Raw genomic sequence first — 24214 nt, 5'->3', positions numbered from 1 at the left:
TTCTGTGCAATGGTTAGATCCAATTCGCACACGGCAGCGGATGTCCCCCCCCCTGCCGAGGATCCGCGGGAGCACCATGACCGACGCGCAGCACAGCAAGTCCGAACGCCTACGACAGCACCTCGTCGAGGTGATCGGGCAAGGGCTCGAGCCGCATTCCCGCCTGCCCACCGAGCGCGACCTGGCGACGGAGTTCGACGTCAGCCGACTCACCGTCCGCCGTGCGCTCGACCGCCTGGAACACGATGGCCTCGTCTACCGCGTCCAGGGCGCCGGGACCTTCGTCGCCGCTCCTCGCATCGCCAAATCCGTGGAGCTGACCTCGTTCAGCGAGGACATGCGCGCGCGGGGACTCGAGCCGGGCTCGTCCCTCCTCGTCACGGAGACGATCCCGGCGGGAGCACGCCTGGGCGCGCGGCTTCGCATGAGCCCGTCGGAGGATGTCTTCCACATCCGCCGCGCGCGCACGGCCGACGGAGAGCCCATGGCCCTCGAAGACTCGTACCTGAACCCGTCGTTCTTCCCCGGGCTGATCCAGAACGTCGGGAACGACTCGCTCTACCGGATCCTGGAGCAGCAGTACGGCATGCGGATCGAGTGGGCCGAGCAGAGCATCCAGGCGAGCGTCCTCGACCCCGAACAGGCCGACATCCTGCAGGCACCGGCGTTCTCGCCCTGCTTCTTCGTGACCCGAACCAGCTTCGACGCGCAGGACCGTGCGATCGAGTACGCCGAGTCGACCTACCGCGGCGATCGCTACCACTACGAGCTCCAGATCCATCGTTCGCGCTGAGGAAGCAGGACCCACCGCATGCGAATCGCCCTCGTTCCGCTCGACGAACGACCGGTCAACATCCAGCTGCCCCGCCAGGTCGCCGCCATCGCGGGCGTCGACCTGCTGATCCCGCCCGTCGACGCGCTGCCCAGGTTCCGAACGCCGGCCGACGTGGACGCGCTGCACGGCTGGCTTCGCGAGGTGGCAGCCGCTTCGGCGGGAGGCGACGGCGTGGACCACCTCGTCGTCTGCATCGACACGCTCGTGCACGGTGGCATCATCCCCGCCCGCATCACGGCGGACTCGCCGCGCATCGCGCTGGACCGCCTCGACCTGCTCCGAGAGCTCCACGAGCTCCGCGCCGCCGCCGACCACCCCGCGCTCGTGATCACCGCGGCATCCCTGGTCATGCGCGCCAGCGACTCCTACTCGGCCGTCGAAGAGCCCGAGTACTGGAGCACGTACGGCCGCGCACTCCACGCGTTCGGCGGCGCACTCCACCACGCGCTGGAAGCCGATCTGGTGCCGGGCGAACACCCCCAGACTCCCGCCACCGATTTTCCCCGCAGCAAACGGAGCGACTTCGAGCGTCGGCGTCTGCGCAACCACATCATCAACCTCGCCGCTCTCGGGTTGCGGGAGGAGGGCGTCATCGATGCCCTCGCGGTGACCGCGGACGACACCGCCGCCTACTCGGCCGGATCGGCGGAACAGATCTGGCTGCGCCACTGGGCGCGCGCCCTGCCGCGCGGCGGTGAGGTGATGATGTACCCCGGCGCCGACGAGGTCGGCGCCGCACTCGTCGCACGCGCGCTCGTCGCCGCCGGGGACAGCCGCCCGACGTGGCGGATCGTCTGCGGCGAAGACGACGGCCTCACCCGCATCCCGAACTTCGAGAACGCCCCCGTGCGCGAGAGCCTCGTGCGACAGATCGTGGCCGCCGGTGGCGTGGTCACCGAGGACACCGGCCCGGTCGACGCGGTGCTCGTCGCCCACGCGCCCGATCCCGACCACGGCGACTGCTTCGGCGGTGTACCGCGCTCCGATCCGGCGGCCGTGGACGCGACCGTGGCGGCGGTGCGCGACGCGCTCGCGTCGGGCGCCATCGTCGCGCTGGCCGACGTCCGCTACAGCAACGGCAGCGATCCGCTGCTCGTCGACCGGCTCGCTGCGGAGGGGCTGCTGCTGCACCTCACCTCGTACGGCGGCTGGAACACGGCCGGAAACGCGATCGGCGGCGCCGTCGCGCAGGCGACGGCGTGGTGGGTCGGGCGCCGCGACGACACTGCCGACCCTCATGCCCTCCGAGAGGCGCTGCTCACCCGCATCCTCGATGACCATGCGTATCAGAGCGGCATCCGCCCGGCGATGCAGAACGACGTCTTCGGAGGCGCGATCGGTCCCGTCGACGAACAGACCGAAGCCCGAGCCCTCCACCGCATCGGCGTGGAACTCCAGAGTCGCCTGGACGACCTGCTCGCCGGCGACGATCCATGGACGGTGGTCTCGGTCGCATTGCCCTGGCATCGCAGCTTCGAGATCGACATCGCCCTCGCACGGCGCTGAGCGAACCGGACGCACTACGCTTTTGCCTGTGACCGAACGCGCTCCCCTGTCCCGCAAGCTGTCCGCCATCGCCGAGTCCGCGACCCTCAAGGTCGATGCGAAGGCGAAGGCCCTGCAGGCGGCCGGCCGCCCCGTGATCTCCTATGCGGCCGGCGAGCCCGACTTCGCGACGCCGCAGTTCATCGTGGATGCCGCCGCGCACGCCCTCCACGACCCCGCGAACTACCGCTACACGCCCGCCGCCGGCCTGCCCGTGCTGCGCGAGGCGATCGCCGCGAAGACCCTTCGCGACTCGGGCCTGGAGGTCGCCCCGTCGCAGATCATCGTGACCAACGGTGGCAAGCAGGCCGTCTACCAGGCCTTCCAGGCGGTCGTGAACCCGGGTGACGAGGTGCTCCTGCCCGCGCCGTACTGGACGACGTATCCCGAGGCGATCGCGCTGGCCGACGGCATCCCGGTCGAGGTCTTCGCCGGCGCCGACCAGGACTACAAGGTCACCGTGGACCAGCTCGAGGCCGCCCGTACCGACAAGACGACGGTGCTCGTCTTCGTCTCCCCCTCCAACCCGACCGGCTCGGTCTACACACCCGAGGAGACGAAGGCGATCGGCGAGTGGGCGCTCGCGCACGGCATCTGGGTGATCAGCGACGAGATCTATCAGAACCTCGTCTACGAAGGCGCGCGGGCCGTGTCGATCGTCGACGCGGTGCCGGAGCTGGCCGGACAGACCATCCTCGTCAACGGGGTCGCCAAGACCTATGCGATGACCGGCTGGCGTGTGGGCTGGATGGTCGGCCCCGCCGACGCGATCAAGCTCGCCGGCAACCTCCAGTCGCACCTGAGCTCGAACGTCAACAACGTCGCTCAGCGCGCGGCCTTGGCCGCGCTCACCGGACCGCAGACCGAAGCCGAGGACATGCGTCAGGCCTTCGACCGGCGGCGGCGGCTGATCGTTTCGGAGCTCGCCAAGATCCCGGGGGTCACGGTGCCCAACCCGCTCGGCGCGTTCTACGTCTATCCGGACGTCACCGGTCTCCTCGGACGGGAATGGAACGGCACCCGGGTCGACACCTCGCTCGAGCTCGCCGACCTCATCCTCGACCAGGCCGAGGTCGCGGTCGTTCCCGGTGAGGCGTTCGGCCCGTCGGGATACCTGCGTCTGTCCTACGCGCTCGGCGACGACCAGCTGCTGGAGGGCGTCCAGCGCCTGCAGAAGCTGTTCGGCACCGACTGATCCGACGCCCTCGCACACTCAGACAGCACATAGCCGGACGGAGAACGATCGGACTCCATGCGCCCGTCGACATCCTCCCTCCTTGTGGCGTCGCGCAGATCGCGCCGCCGCCGCAACGCGCTGCTCGCACCGTCTGAGCACCCGGCGACCAAGCTGGTCGTCGGGCTGGCGACGATCGTGTTCCTCATCAGCGCCGGTCTGGCCCTGCGCGCCGCGCCCATCGACGCAGATCTGTCCCGGGCGATGAACGGCTGGCACATCGATGGCCTCGGCCAGGTCACCGCCCTCGTCTACGACCTGTTCTCCCCCGTGCCGGCGATCGTGATCACTGTGATCGTCACCGGCATCGTCTGGGCGCTCAGTGGCCGGGTGGCTCTGGCAATCGCGTTCGCCGGCACGATCGCCCTGACCTGGATCCCGTCCGACATCGTCAAGATCGCGGTCGGCCGCCCGCGTCCGGACGCGACCCTGCTGCCGCACCCGGTGGCGCAGATGCCGGTCGATCCGTCGTACCCGAGCGGACACGTCGTCTTCGTCACCGCGCTGGTGCTCGCCCTGGTGCTCATGCTGAAGGGCACACGTTGGCACCGGCCTGCGATCGTGTTCGGCACCGTCGCGGTCGTCGTGGTCGTGCTCTCCGTCGCGATCCTCGGCGTGCACTACCCCACCGACGCACTCGCGTCGGTGCTGTGGGCGCTGGGTGTCTTCCCGGCCGCGCGGATCATCTGGGTGCGCATGCTCATGCCGCTCGTCCCGTTCCTGCGGGAAGTGCCGCGACCCGAGCCGGCAGAGGCCGCGCCGGGACCGCGCCGCCACGGCGACGTCGAGACACAGGAAGGCTGACGCAGCGCGGGAGCCCTACAGCTCGACGCCCACCAGCACCGGTTCGGGCTGCAGCAGCAGACCGAACTCGGACTGCACACGGTGCTGGATGTAACGCGCGAGTTCAGCGACCTCGCCGGCCGTCGCTCCGCCGCGGTTCGTGAGAGCAAGCGCGTGCTTCGTCGACAATCCCGCCCGTGAGCGCGGCAGCCGGAAGCCCTTGCCGAGACCCGAGTGCTCGATCAGCCAGGCCGCACTGACCTTGACATCCGGCTGCACCGAGACCGGCGGAGGCACGACGCCGTCGAAGGCGGCCAGGGGGATGACGGTGACCGGTTCGATCTCCACGGCCATCGGCCAACGAGGACACTCGGGCGGGAGGGTGCGCGCGAAGGATGCCGAGACGATCGCGTTCTGGAAGAACGACCCGGCGCTGTGGGTGTCGGGATCGGCGTCATCGAGCACCATGCCCTTGGCGGCCCGTGTCGCCAGGACCGTCTCGCGGATCCACCGGAGCGAGACCGCGGCATCCGGAGCCAGGCGCAGCGCCTGACGCAGCTGAGCGCCGCGCACGGGAACGTCGCCGGCGCCGACGTCCTGCAGTTCGAGGGTGATCGAGACGATGACGCCGGAGCGCTCGGCGCCCCGACCGTAGTGCTGCTTGAGCACCGACGTGCGAAAGCCCAAGCCGAGTGCGTCGGCCGAGACGGTCTCCACCTCGCCGGTGGCCTCGTCGAGCAGTTCGACCTCGACGAGCGTCTCGACGATCTCCTGCCCGTACGCGCCGACGTTCTGAATGGGCGCCGCGCCGGCAGAGCCGGGGATGCCGCTCATGGCCTCGATGCCGGCCAGCCCGGCCGCGACCGTGTACTCGACGAGGGCGTCCCAGTTGTGACCGGCGTCGACGCGCAGGCGGACGTGACCCTCCCGAGCACCCTCGACACGCTGAATGCCGGAGGTGCGCACCAGCACGACGGTGCCGTCGAAGGGCTCGTCGCCGGCGAGCAGATTCGAGCCGCCGCCGAGCACGAGCCACGGCTCCCCCTGCGACCACGCCTCCTGCAGCGCCGAGATGAGCTCGTCGCGGGTGCGGGCCTCGACCATGCGCAGGGGCGTGCCGCCGACACGCAGGGTCGTCAGGTCGGCGAGCGGGACCGGCGTGATCTCGGCCATCAGGACTGGTGGCGCACGCGCACCTGCGCCTTGCCGAGCACGGTCGTGTCGCCGAACGTGACGGTGAGGTCGATGCGGGCGGCCTCGTCGTCGAGGGCGCCGACCTTGGCCGAGACGAAGAGGTCGGCACCATCCTCGGCATCCACCACGACGGGACGCGTGAAGCGCACGCCGTACTCGAGGATGCGGCCGGCATCACCGAGCCACTCGACGATGGTCTCGACGGCGAGGCCCATCGTGAGCATGCCGTGCGCGAGCACGCCGGGAAGGCCCACGCGCGCGGCGACGTCGTCACGGTAGTGGATGGAGTTGAAATCCCCCGACGCGCCCGCGTAGCGCACGAGCGACTCGCGGGTCAGGTGCACGGTGCGCTCGGCGACGACGGTGCCGACTTCCAGGGCTGCGGATGTCACGAGACCTCGCCTCCGATGAGCAGAACGGATGTGGCGGTGACGACGTGCTCGCCGTCGGCGTCGGTGATCTCCGCCTCGCTGGTCACCATGGCTCCGGCGCCGAACGGGCGGATGCCGGTGATGCTCAGCTGCGCCGTCAGCTCGTCTCCGGCCACGATCGGACGGCTGTAGCGGAAGCGCTGCTCGGCGTGCACGGTGCGCTCCAGGGCGATGCCGGAGTCCTCGACGGCCAGCAGCTGCTGCATCGTCAGGTCCTGGATGACCATCGCGAACGTGGGCGGTGCGACCACGTCGCGGTAACCCAGGGCCTGTGCGGCGGCGGGGTCGAGGTGCTGGGGGGCGTCGGCGAAGACGGCGCGCGCGAACTCGCGCACCTTCTCGCGGCCCACGAGATAGGAAGCGGTCGGCGGGAAGACACGACCCACCAGCTCAGGATTCACTGACACCCCTCGATCCTACCGACGGCGCTGCCCGCTCGTCCGTCCACCGGCACCGCATCAAACCCGCCGAGGCGACCGTTCGGGACGGATGAACGCGTCAGCGCGCGCGGCGCGCGCGAAGGGCCCGTACCGCCATCTGCGCAGCGATGAAGGTGAGGAAGCACGCGAAGAGGATGTTGGCGACCAAGGGCGACAGCAGCGTCGCGATCCAGGCGCCGAGAGCCGTCGTCGTGCAGGCCGCGACGCCGACGAGCACGGCGGCGACCAGGTCGACGTTGTGGCGCTTGACGTTGCCGACGGTACCCGAGATCGCGGTCGGGATCATCATCAGCAGCGACGTACCCTTCGCGATGAGGTCGCTCGTGCCGAAGAGGAAGATGAGGGCGGGCACGACGATCACCCCGCCGCCGACTCCCAGCAAGCCCGCCATCACACCGGTGAACAGGCCCAGCACCGCCAAGCCGATTCCGGACGCGACGGTGAGCTCGAGAGCGGCCTCGCGTGAGGGAACGACGATGAACAGCATCACGATCACGACGGCGAGAAAGCCGACGAATCCCCAGCGCAGCGCGTTCTGCGGGATGCGGGCGAGCAGCCAGGAACCGATCTGCGCGCCGACGACGGCTCCGGCGGCGAGGATGAGCGCGGGGATCCAGGCGACGGACCCGTGGATCGCGTACGAGACGACGCCGACGGATGCCGTGGGCACGATGGCCGCCAGCGACGTGCCCGCCGCGAGCCGCTGGTCGAAGCGCAGCAGGAGCACCAGCATCGGCACGATGACGGTGCCACCGCCGACCCCGAACAGGCCCGACAGCAGACCGGCGGCGAGGCCGACGCCGACGCACGACAGCACGAAGCGAAGGTCGCGACGCCGGGCGGGCGTCGCGGGCGCACCGCCGCTCACGCGTCGGTCCCGCCGCCGGCCTCGGGGGTCGGGTCGTCGGCACCGGCGGCGGCCTGCTCGAACTGCGAGCGGTAGAGGCGCCAGTAGGCGCCCTCTGCGGCGATCAGCTCGTCGTGGCTGCCCTTCTCGACGATGTCGCCGTGCTCCATCACGAGGATGAGGTCGGCGTCGCGAATCGTCGACAAGCGGTGCGCGATGACGAACGACGTGCGCCCTTCGCGCAGCGCCGACATCGCATGCTGCAACAGCAGTTCGGTGCGAGTGTCGACCGAGCTCGTGGCCTCGTCGAGGATGAGCACGCTCGGCTCGGCGACGAACGCACGCGCGATCGTGATGAGCTGCTTCTCCCCGGCCGAGACGTTGGCGGCATCCTCGTCGAGCACGGTGTCATACCCGTCGGGCAGGGAGTGGACGAAGCGGTCGACCCGGGTCGCGACGGCGGCCTCGATGATTTCGAGGTCGGACGCCTCCTCGTTGCCGTAGCGGATGTTCTCGCGGATCGTGCCGGCGAACAGCCACGGATCCTGCAGCACCATGCCGGTACGCGAGCGGACGTCGTCTCGGGTGAGCGCGGAGATGTCCTGCCCGTCGAGGAGGATGCGTCCGCCGTCGAGCTCGTAGAAGCGCATCAGCAGGTTCACGAGCGTCGTCTTGCCCGCGCCGGTCGGACCCACGATCGCAACGGTCTGGCCCGGCTCGACGCGGAAGGACAGGTCGCGGATGAGCGGCTTGTCGGGACTGTACGAGAACGCGACGTTCTGGAACTCGATGACGCCGCGTCCCTCACGCAGGGCGGGCGCGTCTTCGGCATCCGGCTCCTGCTCGTCTTGGTCGAGGAGTTCGAAGACGCGCTCGGCCGAGGCCGTTCCGGACTGCACGACGGCGGCCATGCCACCGAGCTCCGACAGCGGCTGGGTGAACTGCTGCGAGTACTGGATGAAGGCCTGCACGTCGCCGAGCCGGAGCTGCCCGGACGCCACCATGAGGCCGCCGAGCACGGCGATGCCGACGTAGGAGAGATTTCCGATGAACATCATCGCCGGCATCATCAGGCCCGACAGGAACTGGGCCTTGAACGCCGCCTGGTAGAGCTCTTCGTTCTCCTGCTGGAACTTCTCCCGCGAATCCTTCTCGCGACCGTACACGCGCACGAGGGCGTGACCGGAGAACGACTCCTCGACGCGGGCGTTGAGCCGGCCGACCTTGCGCCACTGCGTGGCGAAGGCCTTCTGCGACTTCGGGCCGATGACTCCGAAGATGACGCCCATGAGCGGCAGGGCGATGAGGGCGACGATCGCGAGCTGCCACGAGATCGAGAACATCATGATGAGCACGCCGACGACCGTCAGCACGTTGGTGACGGCGGTCGACAACGACTGCTGCATGGTCTGGGTGATGTTGTCGATGTCGTTCGTGACGCGCGAGATGAGCTCGCCCCGCTGCACCCGGTCGAAGTACGACAGGGGCAGTCGGTTGATCTTCGCCTCGACCGACTCGCGCAGGCGCCACATGGTGCGCACCATGATCACGTTGATGACGTAGCCCTGCAGCCAGGTGAGCACGGCCGATACGACGTAGATCGCGAGAACAGCGACGAGCACCCACTTCAGACGCTCGAAGTCGACGCCGGCGCCGACCTGGAAGTCGTGCATCGCGGAGACGATGTTGGCGATGTCGTTCTGCCCCGCGGAGCGCAGGGCGTCGACGACCTGGGTTTGGCTCGTCCCCGTGGGGAACTGCGCAGCGAGGGATGCCGAGACGACGCCCTCGAAGAGGATGTTGGTCGCCTCACCGAGCACCTTGGGTGCGATGACGGCGAGCACGACGCCGATGGCGCCCAGCAGCGAGACGAACCCGAACGTCCACTTGTACGGGGCGAGCAGGCCGATCATCCGCACGAAGCTGCGACCGAAGTTGGCGGCCTTGCCGGGGGCGACGGAATCCCACGAGCCGGAGTTGAGCCGCGCCTGTTCGGCGAGCTCGAGTTCTTCGCGTTCCTCTTCGGAGAGGGCGGCGGTGTTCGGCGCGCTCATGCGTCGACTCCCAACTGCGATTCGACGATTTCTCGGTACGTGTCGTTTGCGGCGAGAAGCTCCTCGTGCGTGCCGATGCCGACCATGCGCCCGTCGTCGAGGACGACGATGACGTCGGCATCCGCGATGGTCGAGATGCGCTGGGCGACGACGATCTTGGTCACCTCGGGAAGCGCGCGCCAGAGAGCTTGGCGCAGCCGGGCATCGGTCGTGACGTCGAGCGCCGAGAACGAGTCGTCGAACACGAGCACGTGCGGCCGGTGCACGATGGCGCGAGCGATCGACAGGCGCTGGCGCTGACCGCCCGAGACGTTGGTGCCGCCCTGCGCGATGCGCGCATCGAGGCCGCCGTCCATCTCGGCGACGAAATCGCGCCCCTGGGCGATCTCGAGCGCCTGCCACAGCTCGTCGTCGGTCGCGTCCTCCCGTCCGAAGCGGAGGTTGCTGGCGACCGTGCCCGTGAACAGGAACGCGCGCTGCGGGACGTAGCCGATGCCCCGCCACATCTCGTCGAGGTCGGCCTCGCGCACGTCGACGCCGCCGACGCGCACGGTGCCGCCGGTCACGTCGAACAGTCGCGGGATGAGCGAGACGAGCGTCGTCTTGCCCGAACCGGTCGATCCGACGATGGCGACGGTCTGGCCGGGGGCGGCGCGGAACGAGATGTTCTCGAGGACGGGCGCCTCTGCGCCGGGGTAGCTGAAGGTGACGTCGTCGAACTCGACGGCGCCGAGGTCGGGGAACTGCGTGACCGGTCGCGCCGGGCGGTGCAGCGCATCGGTCGAGTCGAGCACCTCGCCGATGCGATCGGCGGAGACGGCGGCGCGCGGGATCATGATCGTCATGAACGTCGCCATGAGCACGCCCATGAGGATCTGACCGACGTACTGCATGAAGGCGAAGAGGGTGCCGATCTGGACGTCCCCGGCATCCACCTGGATGCCGCCGAACCAGATGACGCCGACGACGGTGAGGTTGAGCACCAGCATCGCCAGCGGGAACATGAGCACGAACAGTGAGCCGACCTTGCGTCCGACGACCATGATGTCGGTGTTCGCGACGCGGAACCGGGCCTCTTCGATGCGTTCACGCACGAACGCGCGGACGACGCGCACACCGGTCAGCTGCTCGCGCATGACCCGGTTGACGCCGTCGAGCTTGCCCTGATACTCGCGGAACAACGGCACCATGCGGCTGATGATGAAACCGGCGATCACGAGCAGCGTCGGCACCGCGACGGCGATGAGCCAGCTGAGCGCGGCATCCTGCTGGACGGCCATGATGACGCCGCCGATCGCCAGCAGCGGCGCGGTGACGAGCATGGTGGCGCCCATCATCGCGAGCATCTGCACCTGCTGCACGTCGTTGGTGTTGCGGGTGATGAGCGTGCCGGCGCCGAAGGACGAGACCTCCCGCTCGGAGAAGCCGCTGACCTTGTCGTAGACGTCGCGGCGGATGTCACGCCCCGCACTCATCGCGGCGCGCGCGGCGAAGAACGTCGCGATCACCGAGGCGACGATCTGCCCCAGCGCGATGAGCAGCATGAAGCCGCCGCGCGACCAGATGTAGCCGGTATCGCCCGCGGCGACACCCTTGTCGATGATGTCGGCGTTCAGGCGCGGCAGGTAGAGGGATGCCATCGCGGAGGCGAACTGGAAGACGAGCACGCCCAGCAGCCACCATTTGTACGTCCAGAGATACCGGACGAGGAGCTTTCCGAGCATGAGGACTCCGTCTACGGGCCGGGTGGGAACGGTTCATGCTATCGCCGGGCTCGGACATGCACTCGTCGCGTGCTGCGAACCGTGCCTCGGGGCGGCGTACGAGCTCCACCGCCCAAAACGCAAAACAGCCCCGGACTGTCCGGGGCTGATCTGGGTTCTTGGTAGCGGGAGCGGGGCTTGAACCCGCGACCTCACGATTATGAGTCGTGCGCTCTCACCAACTGAGCTACCCCGCCGCGCCGCACCCACACGGCGAGATGTGGATGCTGCGAGCCCCGAGTCAGGATTGAACTGACGACCCCTTCCTTACCATGGAAGTGCTCTGCCACTGAGCTATCGGGGCGTGCCACCCCTCTCGGGGCAACCAGAAAAGAATATCAGAGCCGGGGCGTCCGACAGAATCGGCTCAGCCGACGGTGTGGCCGGGCTTGGTGTGCTCGGCCAGCCACGGCATCGGGTCGATGCGAGTGGTGCCCCCCAGCAGCACCTCGAGGTGCAGGTGGGGTCCGGTCGCCTTGCCGGTCTGTCCGACGCGGCCGATGACCTGTCCGGCGGTGACCTTGTCGCCCACCTTCACCTGCAGCGAGCCGTACTGCATGTGGCCGTAGCGAGTGGAGACGAGCTGGCCGTCGATGATGTGGTCGATCAGCACCGTCACACCGTAGTCGCCACCGGACTCGGTCGCGATGCGCACGGTGCCCGCGGCGACAGCGTGGATCTCCGCGCCCTCACCCGGGGTCAGGTCGACGCCGTTGTGGGGGGTGGCGAACTCCGAGAGGTACGCGATGGACCCGAAGGCGGCCGAGATCGGCACCCCGACGGGGAACGGGTACTGGATGGGCGACGACGGGTCGTTCACCCACGTGTTCGCGAACAGGCGCACGCCCGACTCGGCCGCAAGCTCCGACATCGACGTGACGTTGTAGCTTTCGGGTCGATCCAGCGCGGTCGGAGCATCGGTTCCCGAAGCGACGAACGCCTGGATCTGACCGGCATCCGAGCTCTTCGTCAGCTTCTGGCTGGCGGCGACGACGGTGGGCTGCGCGGCGGTGTTCGACGAGTCGGATGCCGAGGCGATCGCAGCCGCCGGCGTGGTCGTGCCCACGGCGAGCAGGCCGACGACCGCCATGACGCCCACCGAGAACGACGCCGCAGCCATCCGCTTGGCGATCGCCGCGCCACGCGGGCGGCGGCGTGCGACGACATGGACGACGGCCTCGGCAGCGGAAACCGGCTCCGCCGGCTCGGCAGCGGCGGTCGAGGGACGCTGCACGGGCATCTCCCCCGTGAAGGAGAACAGGCGGGCAGCGAACTCGAACTCGTCGAGGTCGCAGCTCTCGGATGCCGCGACGAACGCGGAATCGCTCGGGAGCTGGTCGGCGACCGGAGCGGGCACGGCATCCGCTTCGTGGTCGACGGCGGCGGCCGCCGTCACGGCGACCGCGGACGCATCCTCGGTGGCGACCGATTCGAACACGGCTCGCGCGGCACGGCGCAGACGCCGACGGGAGGCTTCGTCGGGCTGTGCGCCGACGACGGTTTCGGCGACGATCGCCGCAGCGACGTCGGCGACGACCGACTCGGCGAGGGAGGGCTCGGTGGGCGCGGACTCGACGGGCGCCTCGGGCTGCGCCACCTCGACGACAACGGCGGAAGCAGCGGGCAGAGCATCGTCCACGGGCGCGGCCACGGCGGCGGCCTCGGCAGCCAGGCGACGGTACTCAGCGCGGGTCAGAGCACCCGGCCCGGTCGGCGTTGCGGCCGACTCGGTTCGTCGGCTGGCACGCCGCGAGGGCGTCGCATCGGCCGCGGGGGTGTCGGGGGTCAAATCACACAGGCTCTCGTCAGGCCGCGCGGAAGGGGGGCTCCGCACGACGACGTACTACGGGCTTCGGATCGCTTCGCCGTTCGGGCCGGCAAAGATAACGATCGGGTAAACACTACATCGTGGTCGCTGGGAATGCCATGGACACACGGTCCACGTTCCTATCAACCCGCGGACGCCTCACACCTCCAGCAGCTCGCGCATCCGCGGAAACAGCTCCGGACCGGCCGCGATCGTCATCTCCGCACCGGGCGCGCCGCCCGGGCGACCGCCGACGATGCCGCCCGCCTCCGTCACCAGCAGCGCCCCCGCCGCGTGGTCCCACGGCTTGAGCCCGCGCTCGAAGTACCCGTCGAGCCGCCCGGCGGCGACGTAGGCCAGGTCGAGCGAGGCCGCGCCGGCGCGACGCAGGTCGCGGGCGAGCACCATCATCCGGCGCACCCGCGCCAGATCGCCGTCGTGGGTGGCGGGGTCGTATCCGAAGCCGGTCGCGAGGAGGGCCCCGGCATCCGTCACCGTCGATACGTGCAGAGGCTGATCGCCGAGCCAGGCCCCTCCACCGCGGTGCGCGTGGAAGAGCTCGTCGACGGCGGGGCTGTAGACCGCCGCGGCCTGTGCGACCCACGTCTCGGGCGTCGCCTCCCCGGTCACGGCGGCGATGCTGACCGCGTACTGCGGAATGCCGTAGGCGTAGTTGACCGTACCGTCGATGGGGTCGACGACCCAGGTCACACCGCTCGTGCCGGGCTGCGGGTCGGACTCCTCCCCGAGAAAGCCGTCGTCGGGCCGGACTGCGGCCAGCCGGTCGCGGATGAGCTGCTCCACCTCGCGGTCGGCCTCGGTCACGATGTCCGCGAGTGTGGACTTCGTCGCCGCCACCGCAACACCCTCGGCCCGGCGACGCCGGGCGAGCGCGCCGGCCTCCCGTGCGATGTCGACGGCGATCTTTTCCCACTGCGCGGCATCCACCATGCCTCCACGCTACGCGCACTACCGTGGCCTCATGAGCGCGCACTACGACGTCGTGATCGTGGGCGGTGGCCACAACGCCCTCACCGCCGCCGCCTATCTCGCCCGGGCGCGCAAGCGCGTCGTCGTGCTGGAACGGCAGGACCGCGTCGGCGGCGCCGCGGTGTCGGAGCAGCCGTGGGCGGGCGTGGATGCGCGCCTGTCGCGCTACTCGTACCTCGTGAGCCTGCTGCCCCGCACGATCATCGACGACCTCGATCTGCGCCTCGACCTGCGACGGCGCCGCTACTCGTCGTACACCCCCGACCCCGCCGACCCGTCCCGCGGCATCCTCATCGACAACGCGGATGCCGCGGCCACCACCGCGAGCGTCATCCGCACGACCGGTGACCTCCGCGAGGCGGAGCGCTTCGAGGCGTTCACCGACCGCGTCCTCCCGCTCGCTGCGACCGTCTTCCCCTCGGTGACAGAGCCCCTGCGCCGCGCGGGCGAGATGCGAGCGGAAGTCGCCGACACGGCGCTCTGGGACGCGCTCACGACGCGACCGCTGGGCGGCCTGCTGCGCGACGGGCTGGGCACCGACATCGCGCGCGGCATCGCCCTCACCGACGGTCTCATCGGCACCTTCTCCTGGGCCGACGATCCCTCCCTGCGCCAGAACCGCTGCTTCCTCTACCACGTGGTCGGCGGCGGCACCGGCGACTGGGACGTCCCCGTCGGCGGCATGGGCCGAGTGAGCGCCGCGCTCGAGAACGCGGCGCGCCGCGCGGGCGCCGAGATCCGCGTCAATGCGACCGTGAGCGCGGTCGCGCCCGGCGGCACCGTGACGCTCGCCTCGGGCGAGATCCTCACCGGACGCCTGGTTCTCAGCGGCGTGGGCCCCGCGGTGCTCGATCGGCTCCTCGGCGACGCGGCGGACCCCGCGGACGACGCGGCCCCGGAGGGCGCACAGCTGAAGGTCAACATGCTGCTGTCACGTCTGCCGCGTCTGCGTGACACGACGGTCTCGCCCGAAGCGGCCTTCGCCGGCACGTTCCACGTCAACGAGACGATGGCCCAGCTCGACGACGCCTACGCGGCCGCCGCCGATGGCGGCATCCCGCACCCCCTCCCCGCCGAGATCTACTGCCACTCCCTCACCGACCCGTCGATTCTCGGGCCGGCCCTGCAGCAGTCGGGAGCCCAGACGCTGACGCTCTTCGGCCTGCAGGTTCCGCACCGACTGGCCGCCGGCTTCTCGAGCGCCGACTACCGGTCGACGCTCGTGGATGCCGCGACCCGCTCGCTCGACGCGGTGCTCGCCGAACCGCTCGCCGACTGCCTGTACGTCGCGCCCGACGGCTCGCCGTGCATCGAAGCGCGGACGACCACGGACCTGGAGGGATCGCTCGGCATGACCGCCGGCGACATCTTCCACGGGCCGTTGTCGTGGCCGTGGGCGAGCGACGACGAGCCGCTCGAGACGCCGGCCGAGCGCTGGGGCGTGGCGACGGCGCACGAGCGGGTGCTGATGTGCGGCTCGGCCGCGCGCCGCGGCGGCGCCGTCAGCGGCATCGGCGGTCACAACGCCGCGATGGCGGCGCTGGAGATGCTCGACTGACGCTCAGCTGTGCTGCTGGGGCGGCAGCGGCGGGGCCGGCGGGTACCCGTCGTGCCCCTGCGCGGCCGGAGCCGTCGGGGCGCTCGCGCCCTCCGCGAACCAGAAGCGTGCGCCGGGCGAGGGCTGACCCGTGTAGTAAGCGTTCCAGTCCGGCGAGCCGTCGGGGAACACCGGCAGCGGCGTGACGCCGTCGGCGAAGGTGGGCCACGGTGCGGATGCCGCCGGAGCGGGTGCCGGTGCCGGCGCAGGCGGCTGAGCGGGGGCAGCCGCCGGCTGAGCGGGGGCAGCGGGCGCGGGAGCCGGCGCCGCGGGCGCCGCCACGGAGAGCGGGGCCGAACCATAGGGCGCCGCGCCGTAGGGCGCCGCGCCGTAAGGAGCCGCGCCGTAGGGGGCGGCACCGTAGGGGGCCGCGCCGTAGGGGGCGGCGAGGTGCGGGCGCGGACGCTTCGGGGCGAAGAGGGCGTTGACCAGCGGCAGGAGCGCCGTGCCCACCGCCGACAGGATCGCGAGCGCGACGACCACGCGCCAGTAGAGCGGACGGTAGGTGACGAACTCGTCGGTCATGAGCGGCAGCACCAGCATCACCATGAGGATGACGACGAGGCCGATGGTCACGTAGGTGACGATGGAGGTGAAGGTCGTCTGGTGGCGCTGGAACGCCTTGAGGAAGAGGCGGGCGTGCAGGAGAGCGCCCTGGACGATGAGCGCGATGACGATGAACTTGAACAGCCGCTCGGCACCGACACCGAAGTAGCCACTGGTCGGCATCCAGATGAGGAACGCCCCGACCAGCAGGATCAGCACCCACGAGATCATGCTCGTCAGCGCGAGCCAGGTGGGCCGGTTCTGCGCCATGTTCGACTCGGCGATCGCCACGCCCGCGAAGCCCGCGAGCAGCAGGATCGTCAGGAACGCCTTGCCGACGATGCCGTTCGAGTCCCCGATCAGCACCCAGACCACGCACACGAGCGCGGCGGCGATCAGAGCGCCGATCGCGACCCAGATCGTCGCGCGCAGGATCTTGTTCGACTGCGGCGAACTCGTCGGTTCGGTCATGTCTCTCCCCTTCGTCGGGCATCCAGCCGTGCCCCCATCCTGTCACGGGGGTCGGTCCGCGTGGAGAGCGCAGACCAGGAAAGGCCCCGCATCTGCGGGGCCTTTCGGTGGGTGGCGAGTGAGGGATTCGAACCCCCGAAGTCGAAGACGGCTGATTTACAGTCAGATCCCTTTGGCCGCTTGGGTAACTCGCCAAGTGCGCACCCGCCCGGCTTTTACAGTCGACCGGAGGCGCGATCAACCATCTTACCCGGCCGCACGCGTTCCCAAAAACCAGAGGCCGCAGCCGGCGTCAGACCGGCGCCACGACCCGCTCGACGAAGGCCTCCACGCGGTGGCGCGTCCCGTCGATGCGGCGATCGACGCTGGCACGCACCTCGCTCGGCGCGAGCGGCGCCGCAAGGCGGACGTTCTCGTGGCAGCCCAGATCGGCGCAGATGTAGGTGCCGACGCTGTCGCCGCGATCCCCGGCATCCCCCGCCCGTCGCGCCGTGAACAGGGCGACCTGATTGCCGGGCTGCATCGTGTGGCAGAGGTTGCACATCGCCGCGCGCGGACGGGAACCGGATGCCGCGCGCAGCACGATCCCCGTGGGCACGCCGTCACGCTCGACGATCATGTAGCCCCGACCTCGGAAGTCGGGGTCGGACCACGCGAGGAAATCGAGGTGATCCCAGTCCGCGAGCACGAGAGAGAGCGGAACGCCCACGCGGTCGAGCTCATCGGGTGTCGCGTTGACGAGGGCGGCGCGCACCTGGTTCTCCGTGAGCGGCTGCATCCGTCCAGTCTACGAACCGGCCCGCCGCGCCGGGCCGGTCAGCTCGCGTACGTGTCGTTGGCCCGCGTGAGGGCGCGCTCGATCTCCGTCGCGGGTCGGCCTCCCGCGATCGCGAAGCACAGGAGCTGCAGAGGGTAGGTCGCCGCCGTGACACGTGCGCGGTGGGTGACTTCAGGTGGCACGATCTGCGCCACGGCATCCCACCCATGCCATGTCGCGAGCGCCGCCACGTCCTTCGCCTCGTCGTCGGCGGCAGCGAGATCCCAATCGATCAGCCCCGAAACTGTGGAGGCGACGCAATCGGTCCACAGCACGTTGCTGCCGGCCAGGTCGCCATGCGTCAGCACATCACCGTGCGGCGCGAGCTCGACGAAGGCCTCGGCCGCGCGGCGAGCGCCCTCACGGGCCGTCGGAGCGAGCATCGCGACGGCCTCGCCGGTCATGAGACGCAGCCCCTCCTCGCCACCGAAGAAGGTGTGTCGATGAGCCAGGTGCCTTCGAAGCGGGGCGAGGTCGGTCTCGTGAAGAGTGTCGAGGAGGCGTCGGAGCTCGACGGGGTCGCCGCTGCCGCTCGGATGCGGCTCGCCGTCGACGCGCTCCTGCGCGATCGCGACCACACCGCCCGCGGCACGGTCATCGATCGCCGGCGCCGCGGAGCGCGGCACCGCGAAAGGCAGTGCCGGCAGTGCGTCGATGAGCCGCTGGGCCCGGAGGGCCTCGGATGCCGCGTCCGCGGTGCGAGCCACTCGCACGGCCACGCGCCCCGCGAGCACGACGAGGTTCGCCGAACCGTGCTCCACGCGCTGCCAGTCGCCGCGCGGCACCCGCTCCCCTGCAGCGCCCAGCGCGCGAGCGACGACATCGTCGACGACATCATCGGCGGGAGCGACGAAGCCGGTGTACATGATTCGACCCTATGGGGGTCGCACGATGAGCGGCCGGCCCTCGGCATCCTCGGCCCGCGCGAGCGCGCGCGATTAGACTGCCACGCATGGCTGACTCCTCTTTCGACATCGTCTCCAAGATCGACCGCCAGGAGGCGGACAACGCGCTCAACCAGGCCCGCAAAGAGGTCGAGCAGCGCTACGACTTCAAGGGCACCGACGCGTCGATCGACTGGAGCGGCGAGGCGATCCTCATCAAGGCCAACAGTGAAGAGCGCGCGAAGGCCGTGCTGGACGTGTTCCAGTCGAAGCTGATCAAGCGGGGCATCTCCCTGAAGTCGCTCGAGTCGAGTGAGCCGCAGGCCTCTGGCAAGGAGTACCGCATCACCTCCACGCTCAAGGAGGGGATCTCCTCCGAGAATGCGAAGAAGATCACCAAGCTCATCCGCGACGAGGGACCCAAGTCGGTCAAGGCGCAGATCCAGGGCGATGAGCTGCGCGTGCAGTCCAAGTCGCGCGACGACCTGCAGGAAGTGCAGCGGATGCTGAAGGCGGCCGACCTCGACGTCGACCTGCAGTTCGTCAACTACCGGTAAGGCGGCCACCGGGCACAGCGGCCGGCTCGGCGCAGGCGATCTGCCGAGAACAGGCCGATCTGGGCCGTCTTCGCCTGCGCCGGGCAGATTGCCTGCACCGGGGCGACGCGGCGACGGGGCACCCGGTCGACGAGGCGACGGGGCACCGGGGCGAACGGCCGACCTCGCCCCGGCACTCACCGGATTCATCACCGGGAACCGTAAGGTTTCGGCGTGCATGACATCCGACGACGCTCACGCCGCCTGGTAGCGGCGACCGCGGTGACCGCCGCGGGAATGCTGCTTCTCGCAGGCTGCGGGTCTCAGGCTGCGGCCGCATCCGCGCAGCAGACGGCGGCCGCCACGCCGAGCGCGAGCCCGACGCCCACCTCCACCCCCACGCCGACACCGACACCCACGCCGACTCCGACCCCGGCGGTGTGGACGGTGCACACCAGCCCGGTCCCCGACGCGCACTGCACCGGGCCCGGTCGCGCCGCGGCCCAGAACAGCGTGCTGCACGTGTACGTCAGCATCGCGGCGCAGCACCTCTGGGAGTGCTCGGGTGAGAACCTGCTGATGGACTCGGCGGTGACCACCGGCGCCTCCGGTTTCGACCCCGACTACGCCACGCCGACCGGCACCTTCGCGATCACCCGCATGACGCGGAACACCGAACTCGCCGGCCACGACCGTCACGGCTCCTGGGACGACCAGGTCGCGTACTGGATGCCCTTCCAGGGCGGCGACGTCGGCTTCCACGACGCGTCGTGGCAGACCTTCCCGTTCGGCACCGACGGCTACCTGCAGAACGGCTCGCACGGCTGCGTGCACATGCCCACCGACGCGATCGCGCGTCTCTACGCGGACGTCGAGGTCGGCACCCGCGTCACCGTGAGCTGAATCCTCGGCATCCCCCGCCGTCAGGCGGATGCCGAGAACAGGCGATCCGGCGAGAACAGGCGTATCGCGGGGCGATCTGCCTGCGCCGAGCCGATCGCCTGTCCCCGACCGCCTGCGACCCTCACCCCCGGCCGCCCGAGGCCCTACCCCCGGCCGAAACCGGGCACCAGTACCGGCGTGCGCTTCTTGTACTCCTGGTACGCGGGCTCGTCACCCCAGCGCGCGTCGGCGCGCTTCTCCAGCATCGGGATGCCGCTCACCCGCGTCAGCAGCAGGATCACGAACAGCGGCGAGATCACGGTGACCCACTGCCAGCCGACGGCCGCCGGGAGCGCGACGATCGCGACGCCGACCCAGACGAGGATCTCGCCGAAGTAGTTCGGATGCCGCGACCACGCCCAGACGCCCGAGTCGATGAAACGCCCCTTGTTGGCGGCATCCTTGCGGAACGCCGCCTTCTGCGCGTCGGCGACGACCTCGATGACCAGACCCACGAGCCACACCACGGCACCCACGATGATCCACACGTCGAGCCCATCCGCCGTCGCGGCGGTGATGCCGACCCACGCGGCCGACGACGTGACGGCGACCCACAGGCCCTGGATGATCCAGACCCGCAGGAACGCCAACGGGTTGACCTTGATGTCGTCGAAACGACCGTCGGTGCCCTGCGCGTGCACACGCACGTACAGGAACACGGACAGTCGCACGCCCCACACGACGATCATCGCGGCCAGCACCCACGCTCGCACCGACGCCGGCGTGACCGCCGCCAGCAGTCCGACCGCGACCAGCGCGAACGTCAGACCTCCGGTCAGGTCGAAGAACTTCTCGGTGCGCAGCAGCGCCGCCGGAATGTAGGCGACGACCTGGATCACGAACGCAGCGACGACCGCGAGCGCGAACAGCGGGATGCCGCCCCAGGTCGGACCGGCGCTTCCTCCCGCGACGGCGAGCCCCGCGCCGATGCCGAGCGCGACGAGGATGGTGACGATGATGGCGCCCGGGCGCTGTGACATGGGAGATCTCCGGTTGAGGGACGTGCAGCGGGTCAGAGGTAGAGGGCGTCGATCGTGCGCGACTCGCGATCGAGCAGCTGACGGCGCCGGATCTTCAGCGTCGGGGTCACGATCTCGCGGTCCTCGGCATCCGCGAAGACGAGCGCGAAGCGGCGCACCTGCTCGCTGCGCGAGACCAGCGCGTTGGCGGCGTCGACCGCCCGCTGCACCTCCGCGCGCAAATCGGGGTCATCCAACGCCACGGCGCCACCGCGCGCGGCGGTCACCGCGTCCTGATCGAGCACGATGAGCGCGGTCAGATACGGCCGCCCCTCCCCCACGGTCACCGCGGACGAGATGACAGGGTGCTCTTCGATCGCCGCTTCCCACCGCGCCGGGGCGACGGTCTTGCCGCCGGATGTCGTGACCACGTCCTTGACGCGCCCCTCCAGCACGAGACGGCCGCGCTCGTCGAGCCTGCCGAGGTCACCGGTGCGGAAGAAGCCGTCGACGAACGCGTCGCGGTCATCGTCCGGGTCGCGATAGCCGGCGAACACGCCGACGCCCTTGGCGAGCACCTCACCGTCGTCGGCGATCCGCACCGTCGAGCCGGGAAGAGGCACGCCGACGGTGCCCGACCGGATGCGACCGGGCAGGTTGCCGGTGAGCGGCGCTGTGGTCTCGGTCAGTCCGTATCCTTCGATCACCGGAATGCCCATGCCGCGAAACAGCAACGACAGCCGTGACGGCAGCGTCGCCCCGCCCGAGAGCACGTAGCCGATGCGTCCGCCCATGAGAGCGCGGATGCGGCGGTAGAAGAGGGCATCGAACACGCGGCGACGCAGCTGCAGGCTCCAGGACGATGCCGGCGTCTGGCCGTCGTCGATCTGCTCTTCGCGCCGTGCGAGCTCGGTGGCGGTGCGCACCGCGGCAGCCCAGACGCGCCCCAGGCGCTTGTCGGCGGCCTTGGCCCCGGCCGCCGCGGCGATCTTCTCGAGGATGCGAGGCACGACCACGAGGAAGGTGGGCCGCAGCTCGGCCAGCGAGGCGACGACCTCCGACGGCTCCGACAGGTGAGCGATGCGCATACCGCTGGCGAGACAGATCAGCTGCAGCCCGCGGGCGAGCACGTGCGCCAGGGGGAGGAAGATGACGGTGCTGCCGTCCGCGCGCACGATGTCGGAGTACGCGGCGGCGATGTTGAGCACCTGCCCGAGGAAGTTCTCGTGGCTGAGCACGACGCCCTTGGGGGTGCCGCTCGTTCCCGAGGTGTAGACGATCGTCGCGGGCGAACTCGGCCCGGCATCCGTGCGGGCGCGCTCGAGCGCGGCATCATCCACGATGACCCCTCGTGCGGCAAGACGCGCCAGGCCGCGGGTCAGCGCCAGGACGACCGGCACACCCGCCGCCGTCAGCGCCGCCCTCGAGCGCTCGTCGCCGAAGAAGGCGACCCGCACGCCGGCGTCGGCGACGATCGCGGCGACCTGGCTCGGCGCGGACGAGTCGTACACCGGCACGACGACGCCGCCCGCGAACCAGACGGCCAAGTCGGCGACGGCCCACTCGTAACGCGTCGGCGCCATGATCGCGACGGCATCACCCGGTCGGAGGCCGTCGGCCAGCAGCCCCTTGGCGACCGCGCGCACCTCCGCGGCGAACTCCGCCGTCGTCACCGGCCGCCACCCCGATCCCTCGCGCACGTCGAACGCGACGTGGGCGGGAGCCTCGTCGACCCGACGCATCAGCAAGTCGGTGACGTTGCGGTAGGCCGAGAGGTCGGCGAGCGGCGCAGTCGAGACTTCTCTCACGGGCAGAACTCTCCTTCGGGACGGGCATGATTGCCTCTTGTTCGGAGCCGTGGCCCGATCGGATCGGAGGTCCGCTCAAGAATCTTGACACGACCGGGTCCGATACCCGGACGGGTTGCCGAAACGCCCGCCGACACGGTATGAGCCACCGTCGCCACCGCCGCGGAGACGCCCCCGCCGCACTCCGGGCGCGCGACACTCACGCGATACGCTCGCAGGGTGAGCTCCCTCGCCGTCACACTGACCCTCTCGGCCCGTCCGGACATCGTGCGGCGGTGCCGATGAACACGCCGCACGGTGACGGGCTCGACGACTTCGCCGACCTGATGGCCTCGGCCCCCGGCGGCGCCTCGCGCGCGCCACTGTCCGACGCGGATGCCGAGCGCCTGCGCCGTCGTCGCCGGCGCCGGACGCGCGGCTGGCTGATCGCCGCGGGTGTCGTGCTCGCGATCGTCGCCGGCGCCGGCGGCTACACGGCGTGGGCCCTCTCCGCGCCGCTACCCGCTCTCGAGACGTCGACACGCGTTCCGACCGTGGCCCCGGGCGCCCCGGCGGCTCTGACGATGCCCTCGGGTCGGGCCGCCGCGATCTCGGTCGTCGGCGCCGCAGGCGACCTGGGTGCGGCAGGGCTGCACGCGGTGAGCGGTGACGACCAGCCGCGACCGATCGCGAGCATCAGCAAGCTGATCACCGCGCTCGTCGTGCTCGACGCGCATCCCCTGCAGAATGCCGACGATCCCGGCCCGACGATCACGTTCGACAAGGCCGACCACGCCCTCTACGACCAGTACTACGTGCTCGGCGCCACCGTGGCCGCCATGCCGACCGGCAGCTCCATGTCGCTGCGCGACGCCCTGACCACCATGCTGCTGCCGTCCGCGAGCAACTACGCCGATGCGGTGGCGATGTGGGCATTCGGGTCGCGTTCGGGCTACGTGTCCGCGACGCGCGCGTGGCTCCAGGCTCACCAGTTGAACGGAACGACGATCGTGGAGCCCACCGGCATCGATGAGCGCAACACGAGCACGCCCAGCGATCTGCTCGCCATCGGACAGCTCGCCGCAGCCGATCCGGCCCTCGCCCGGATCACGTCGATGCCGTCTGCCACCGTCCCCACGGTCGGAGAGGTCGACAACACCAACGATCTGCTCGGCAGCGACGGTGTCACCGGCCTGAAGACGGGCAACCTCGGCGCCGGGACGTTCGCCCTGCTCTACACCGCGACGAGCAACCCCGGACTGGGCGAACCGCTCAAGATCGTCGGCGTCTCGCTGGACGGGCAATCGCGGGAGCAGGTGGATGCCGACGTCACGGCCGCACTGCGCAGCGTCGCCGCCGGCGTGCACCTGGTCCCGGTTGCGAAAGCGGGAACGCCCGTCGGCACGGTGACCAGCCCCTGGGGCGGCGAGGCGCAGCTCGTGCTGTCGCGCGATGAGAGCCTGCTCACCTGGTCGGACACGCCGATCACCGCCTCGATCACGCTGACGATCCCGCCGACCGGCGAAGACGGTCAGCAGGTCGGGATCGCGACCTGGACCTCCGGCGGGCGCAGCGCCAGTGTCGCGGTGGCCGTGCGGGGAACGATCGCGCCGCCCGACGACGGGTGGCGCTTGACCCATCCCTCGCTGCTCGGCGGCCTCGCGCCGTCGCCGAGCTCGACGAACAGCACGAGTGTGAGTCCGACCGCGACCCCGAGTCCGACGCCCGGCGGCTGAGCGCCCGGCGGCTGAG

General features: G+C 70.3%; 21 protein-coding genes and 3 tRNA genes. 8 read left to right on the top strand and 16 right to left on the bottom strand.

The features are described from left to right. The first annotated feature begins 76 nt into the window (after positions 1-76). From DEU37_RS14720 to DEU37_RS02940, 4 genes are all read left to right on the top strand, one after another. Entirely contained in the window at positions 77-793 is a 717-nt protein-coding gene (locus DEU37_RS14720) for a GntR family transcriptional regulator (RefSeq protein WP_183043564.1), read from the top strand. A gap of 18 nt (positions 794-811) precedes the next feature. Further along, positions 812-2341, top strand: a complete 1530-nt coding sequence (locus DEU37_RS02950; RefSeq protein ID WP_121189174.1) for a DUF4127 family protein — start codon at positions 812-814, stop codon at positions 2339-2341. A gap of 28 nt (positions 2342-2369) precedes the next feature. Next, positions 2370-3575 carry a pyridoxal phosphate-dependent aminotransferase gene (locus DEU37_RS02945; RefSeq protein WP_121189173.1) on the top strand — a complete coding sequence of 402 codons (1206 nt, stop codon included), beginning with the start codon at positions 2370-2372 and terminating at the stop codon, positions 3573-3575. Positions 3576-3659: 84 nt separating this feature from the next. Beyond that, positions 3660-4418: a phosphatase PAP2 family protein gene (locus DEU37_RS02940; RefSeq protein WP_259457110.1), complete on the top strand. Its 759-nt coding sequence runs from the start codon at positions 3660-3662 to the stop codon at positions 4416-4418. A 15-nt stretch (positions 4419-4433) separates the two neighbouring features. Here DEU37_RS02940 and DEU37_RS02935 read toward each other — a convergent pair whose 3' ends face one another. The 10 genes from DEU37_RS02935 to DEU37_RS02890 form a co-directional block, all read right to left on the bottom strand. After that, on the bottom strand, positions 4434-5570 hold the full coding sequence (locus DEU37_RS02935; RefSeq protein WP_121189171.1) for a UDP-N-acetylmuramate dehydrogenase: 1137 nt from the start codon (positions 5568-5570) through the stop codon (positions 4434-4436). Then, entirely contained in the window at positions 5570-5983 is a 414-nt protein-coding gene (locus tag DEU37_RS02930) for a MaoC/PaaZ C-terminal domain-containing protein (protein ID WP_121189170.1), read from the bottom strand. The genes DEU37_RS02935 and DEU37_RS02930 overlap by 1 nt, the downstream gene beginning before the upstream one ends. Beyond that, complete coding sequence (locus DEU37_RS02925) at positions 5980-6429, bottom strand: MaoC family dehydratase N-terminal domain-containing protein (protein WP_016464349.1); 450 nt, start codon at positions 6427-6429, stop codon at positions 5980-5982. The genes DEU37_RS02930 and DEU37_RS02925 overlap by 4 nt, the downstream gene beginning before the upstream one ends. Positions 6430-6520: 91 nt before the next feature. After that, entirely contained in the window at positions 6521-7330 is an 810-nt protein-coding gene (locus DEU37_RS02920) for a sulfite exporter TauE/SafE family protein (protein ID WP_121189169.1), read from the bottom strand. Continuing rightward, positions 7327-9363, bottom strand: a complete 2037-nt coding sequence (locus DEU37_RS02915; protein WP_121189168.1) for an ABC transporter ATP-binding protein — start codon at positions 9361-9363, stop codon at positions 7327-7329. Before DEU37_RS02915 ends, DEU37_RS02920 begins: the two co-directional genes overlap by 4 nt. Then, positions 9360-11087 carry an ABC transporter ATP-binding protein gene (locus DEU37_RS02910; protein WP_121189167.1) on the bottom strand — a complete coding sequence of 576 codons (1728 nt, stop codon included), beginning with the start codon at positions 11085-11087 and terminating at the stop codon, positions 9360-9362. The genes DEU37_RS02915 and DEU37_RS02910 overlap by 4 nt, the downstream gene beginning before the upstream one ends. A 159-nt stretch (positions 11088-11246) precedes the next feature. After that, positions 11247-11323 (bottom strand) — tRNA-Met (locus tag DEU37_RS02905). Positions 11324-11358: 35 nt separating this feature from the next. Further along, positions 11359-11430, bottom strand: a tRNA-Thr gene (locus DEU37_RS02900). 63 nt (positions 11431-11493) lie between these two features. Then, positions 11494-12915: a M23 family metallopeptidase gene (locus DEU37_RS02895; protein WP_121189166.1), complete on the bottom strand. Its 1422-nt coding sequence runs from the start codon at positions 12913-12915 to the stop codon at positions 11494-11496. 177 nt (positions 12916-13092) lie between these two features. Continuing rightward, positions 13093-13884: an inositol monophosphatase family protein gene (locus DEU37_RS02890; RefSeq protein WP_036282812.1), complete on the bottom strand. Its 792-nt coding sequence runs from the start codon at positions 13882-13884 to the stop codon at positions 13093-13095. 31 nt (positions 13885-13915) lie between these two features. On the opposite strand from DEU37_RS02890, the gene DEU37_RS02885 reads away from it, so the two are divergent. Then, positions 13916-15481, top strand: a complete 1566-nt coding sequence (locus tag DEU37_RS02885; protein WP_121189621.1) for an NAD(P)/FAD-dependent oxidoreductase — start codon at positions 13916-13918, stop codon at positions 15479-15481. 3 nt (positions 15482-15484) lie between these two features. Here the strand turns inward: DEU37_RS02885 and DEU37_RS02880 are convergent, their stop codons facing one another. The 4 genes from DEU37_RS02880 to DEU37_RS02865 all read right to left on the bottom strand — a co-directional run bounded on the left by DEU37_RS02880 (position 15485) and on the right by DEU37_RS02865 (position 18220). After that, positions 15485-16537 (bottom strand): hypothetical protein, encoded by a 1053-nt coding sequence (locus DEU37_RS02880; RefSeq protein ID WP_121189165.1) that lies wholly within the window; start codon positions 16535-16537, stop codon positions 15485-15487. Between the two features lie 112 nt (positions 16538-16649). Then, positions 16650-16731: transfer RNA gene (locus DEU37_RS02875), tRNA-Tyr, on the bottom strand. 98 nt (positions 16732-16829) lie between these two features. Further along, on the bottom strand, positions 16830-17315 hold the full coding sequence (locus tag DEU37_RS02870; protein ID WP_061682544.1) for an FBP domain-containing protein: 486 nt from the start codon (positions 17313-17315) through the stop codon (positions 16830-16832). A 38-nt stretch (positions 17316-17353) separates the two neighbouring features. Beyond that, a complete protein-coding gene (locus DEU37_RS02865) occupies positions 17354-18220 on the bottom strand; it encodes a phosphotransferase family protein (RefSeq protein WP_121189164.1) in 867 nt (288 codons plus the stop codon). A gap of 86 nt (positions 18221-18306) precedes the next feature. On the opposite strand from DEU37_RS02865, the gene DEU37_RS02860 reads away from it, so the two are divergent. After that, positions 18307-18795 carry a YajQ family cyclic di-GMP-binding protein gene (locus tag DEU37_RS02860; RefSeq protein WP_121189163.1) on the top strand — a complete coding sequence of 163 codons (489 nt, stop codon included), beginning with the start codon at positions 18307-18309 and terminating at the stop codon, positions 18793-18795. A 213-nt stretch (positions 18796-19008) separates the two neighbouring features. After that, complete coding sequence (locus tag DEU37_RS02855; protein WP_183043563.1) at positions 19009-19677, top strand: L,D-transpeptidase; 669 nt, start codon at positions 19009-19011, stop codon at positions 19675-19677. Positions 19678-19820: 143 nt separating this feature from the next. On the opposite strand, the gene DEU37_RS02850 is transcribed toward DEU37_RS02855, so the two are convergent. Together DEU37_RS02850 and DEU37_RS02845 are read right to left on the bottom strand one after the other, a co-directional pair. Continuing rightward, positions 19821-20696, bottom strand: a complete 876-nt coding sequence (locus DEU37_RS02850; protein ID WP_121189161.1) for a DUF1295 domain-containing protein — start codon at positions 20694-20696, stop codon at positions 19821-19823. Between the two features lie 32 nt (positions 20697-20728). Then, positions 20729-22483 (bottom strand): long-chain fatty acid--CoA ligase, encoded by a 1755-nt coding sequence (locus tag DEU37_RS02845; RefSeq protein WP_121189160.1) that lies wholly within the window; start codon positions 22481-22483, stop codon positions 20729-20731. Between the two features lie 281 nt (positions 22484-22764). Here DEU37_RS02845 and DEU37_RS02840 point away from each other — a divergent pair, with 281 nt between their 5' ends. Next, positions 22765-24198, top strand: a complete 1434-nt coding sequence (locus tag DEU37_RS02840; protein ID WP_259457154.1) for a D-alanyl-D-alanine carboxypeptidase family protein — start codon at positions 22765-22767, stop codon at positions 24196-24198. The last annotated feature ends 16 nt before the right edge of the window (positions 24199-24214 follow it).

It is taken from the genome of Microbacterium sp. AG790, from assembly GCF_003634765.1.
Classification (GTDB): domain Bacteria; phylum Actinomycetota; class Actinomycetes; order Actinomycetales; family Microbacteriaceae; genus Microbacterium.
This window is presented reverse-complemented; position numbering and strand designations above follow the sequence as displayed.

Excerpts from the sequence above, each read along its gene's own strand:
- DEU37_RS14720 (WP_183043564.1), top strand. The coding sequence starts at position 77 with ATGACCGACGCGCAGCACAGCAAGTCCGAACGCCTACGACAGCACCTC.
- DEU37_RS02950 (WP_121189174.1), top strand. The coding sequence starts at position 812 with ATGCGAATCGCCCTCGTTCCGCTCGACGAACGACCGGTCAACATCCAG.
- DEU37_RS02935 (WP_121189171.1), bottom strand. The coding sequence starts at position 5,570 with ATGGCCGAGATCACGCCGGTCCCGCTCGCCGACCTGACGACCCTGCGT.
- DEU37_RS02915 (WP_121189168.1), bottom strand. The coding sequence starts at position 9,363 with ATGAGCGCGCCGAACACCGCCGCCCTCTCCGAAGAGGAACGCGAAGAA.
- DEU37_RS02910 (WP_121189167.1), bottom strand. The coding sequence starts at position 11,087 with ATGCTCGGAAAGCTCCTCGTCCGGTATCTCTGGACGTACAAATGGTGG.
- DEU37_RS02890 (WP_036282812.1), bottom strand. The coding sequence starts at position 13,884 with ATGGTGGATGCCGCGCAGTGGGAAAAGATCGCCGTCGACATCGCACGG.
- DEU37_RS02885 (WP_121189621.1), top strand. The coding sequence starts at position 13,916 with ATGAGCGCGCACTACGACGTCGTGATCGTGGGCGGTGGCCACAACGCC.
- DEU37_RS02880 (WP_121189165.1), bottom strand. The coding sequence starts at position 16,537 with ATGACCGAACCGACGAGTTCGCCGCAGTCGAACAAGATCCTGCGCGCG.
- DEU37_RS02870 (WP_061682544.1), bottom strand. The coding sequence starts at position 17,315 with ATGCAGCCGCTCACGGAGAACCAGGTGCGCGCCGCCCTCGTCAACGCG.
- DEU37_RS02865 (WP_121189164.1), bottom strand. The coding sequence starts at position 18,220 with ATGTACACCGGCTTCGTCGCTCCCGCCGATGATGTCGTCGACGATGTC.
- DEU37_RS02860 (WP_121189163.1), top strand. The coding sequence starts at position 18,307 with ATGGCTGACTCCTCTTTCGACATCGTCTCCAAGATCGACCGCCAGGAG.
- DEU37_RS02850 (WP_121189161.1), bottom strand. The coding sequence starts at position 20,696 with ATGTCACAGCGCCCGGGCGCCATCATCGTCACCATCCTCGTCGCGCTC.
- DEU37_RS02840 (WP_259457154.1), top strand. The coding sequence starts at position 22,765 with ATGAACACGCCGCACGGTGACGGGCTCGACGACTTCGCCGACCTGATG.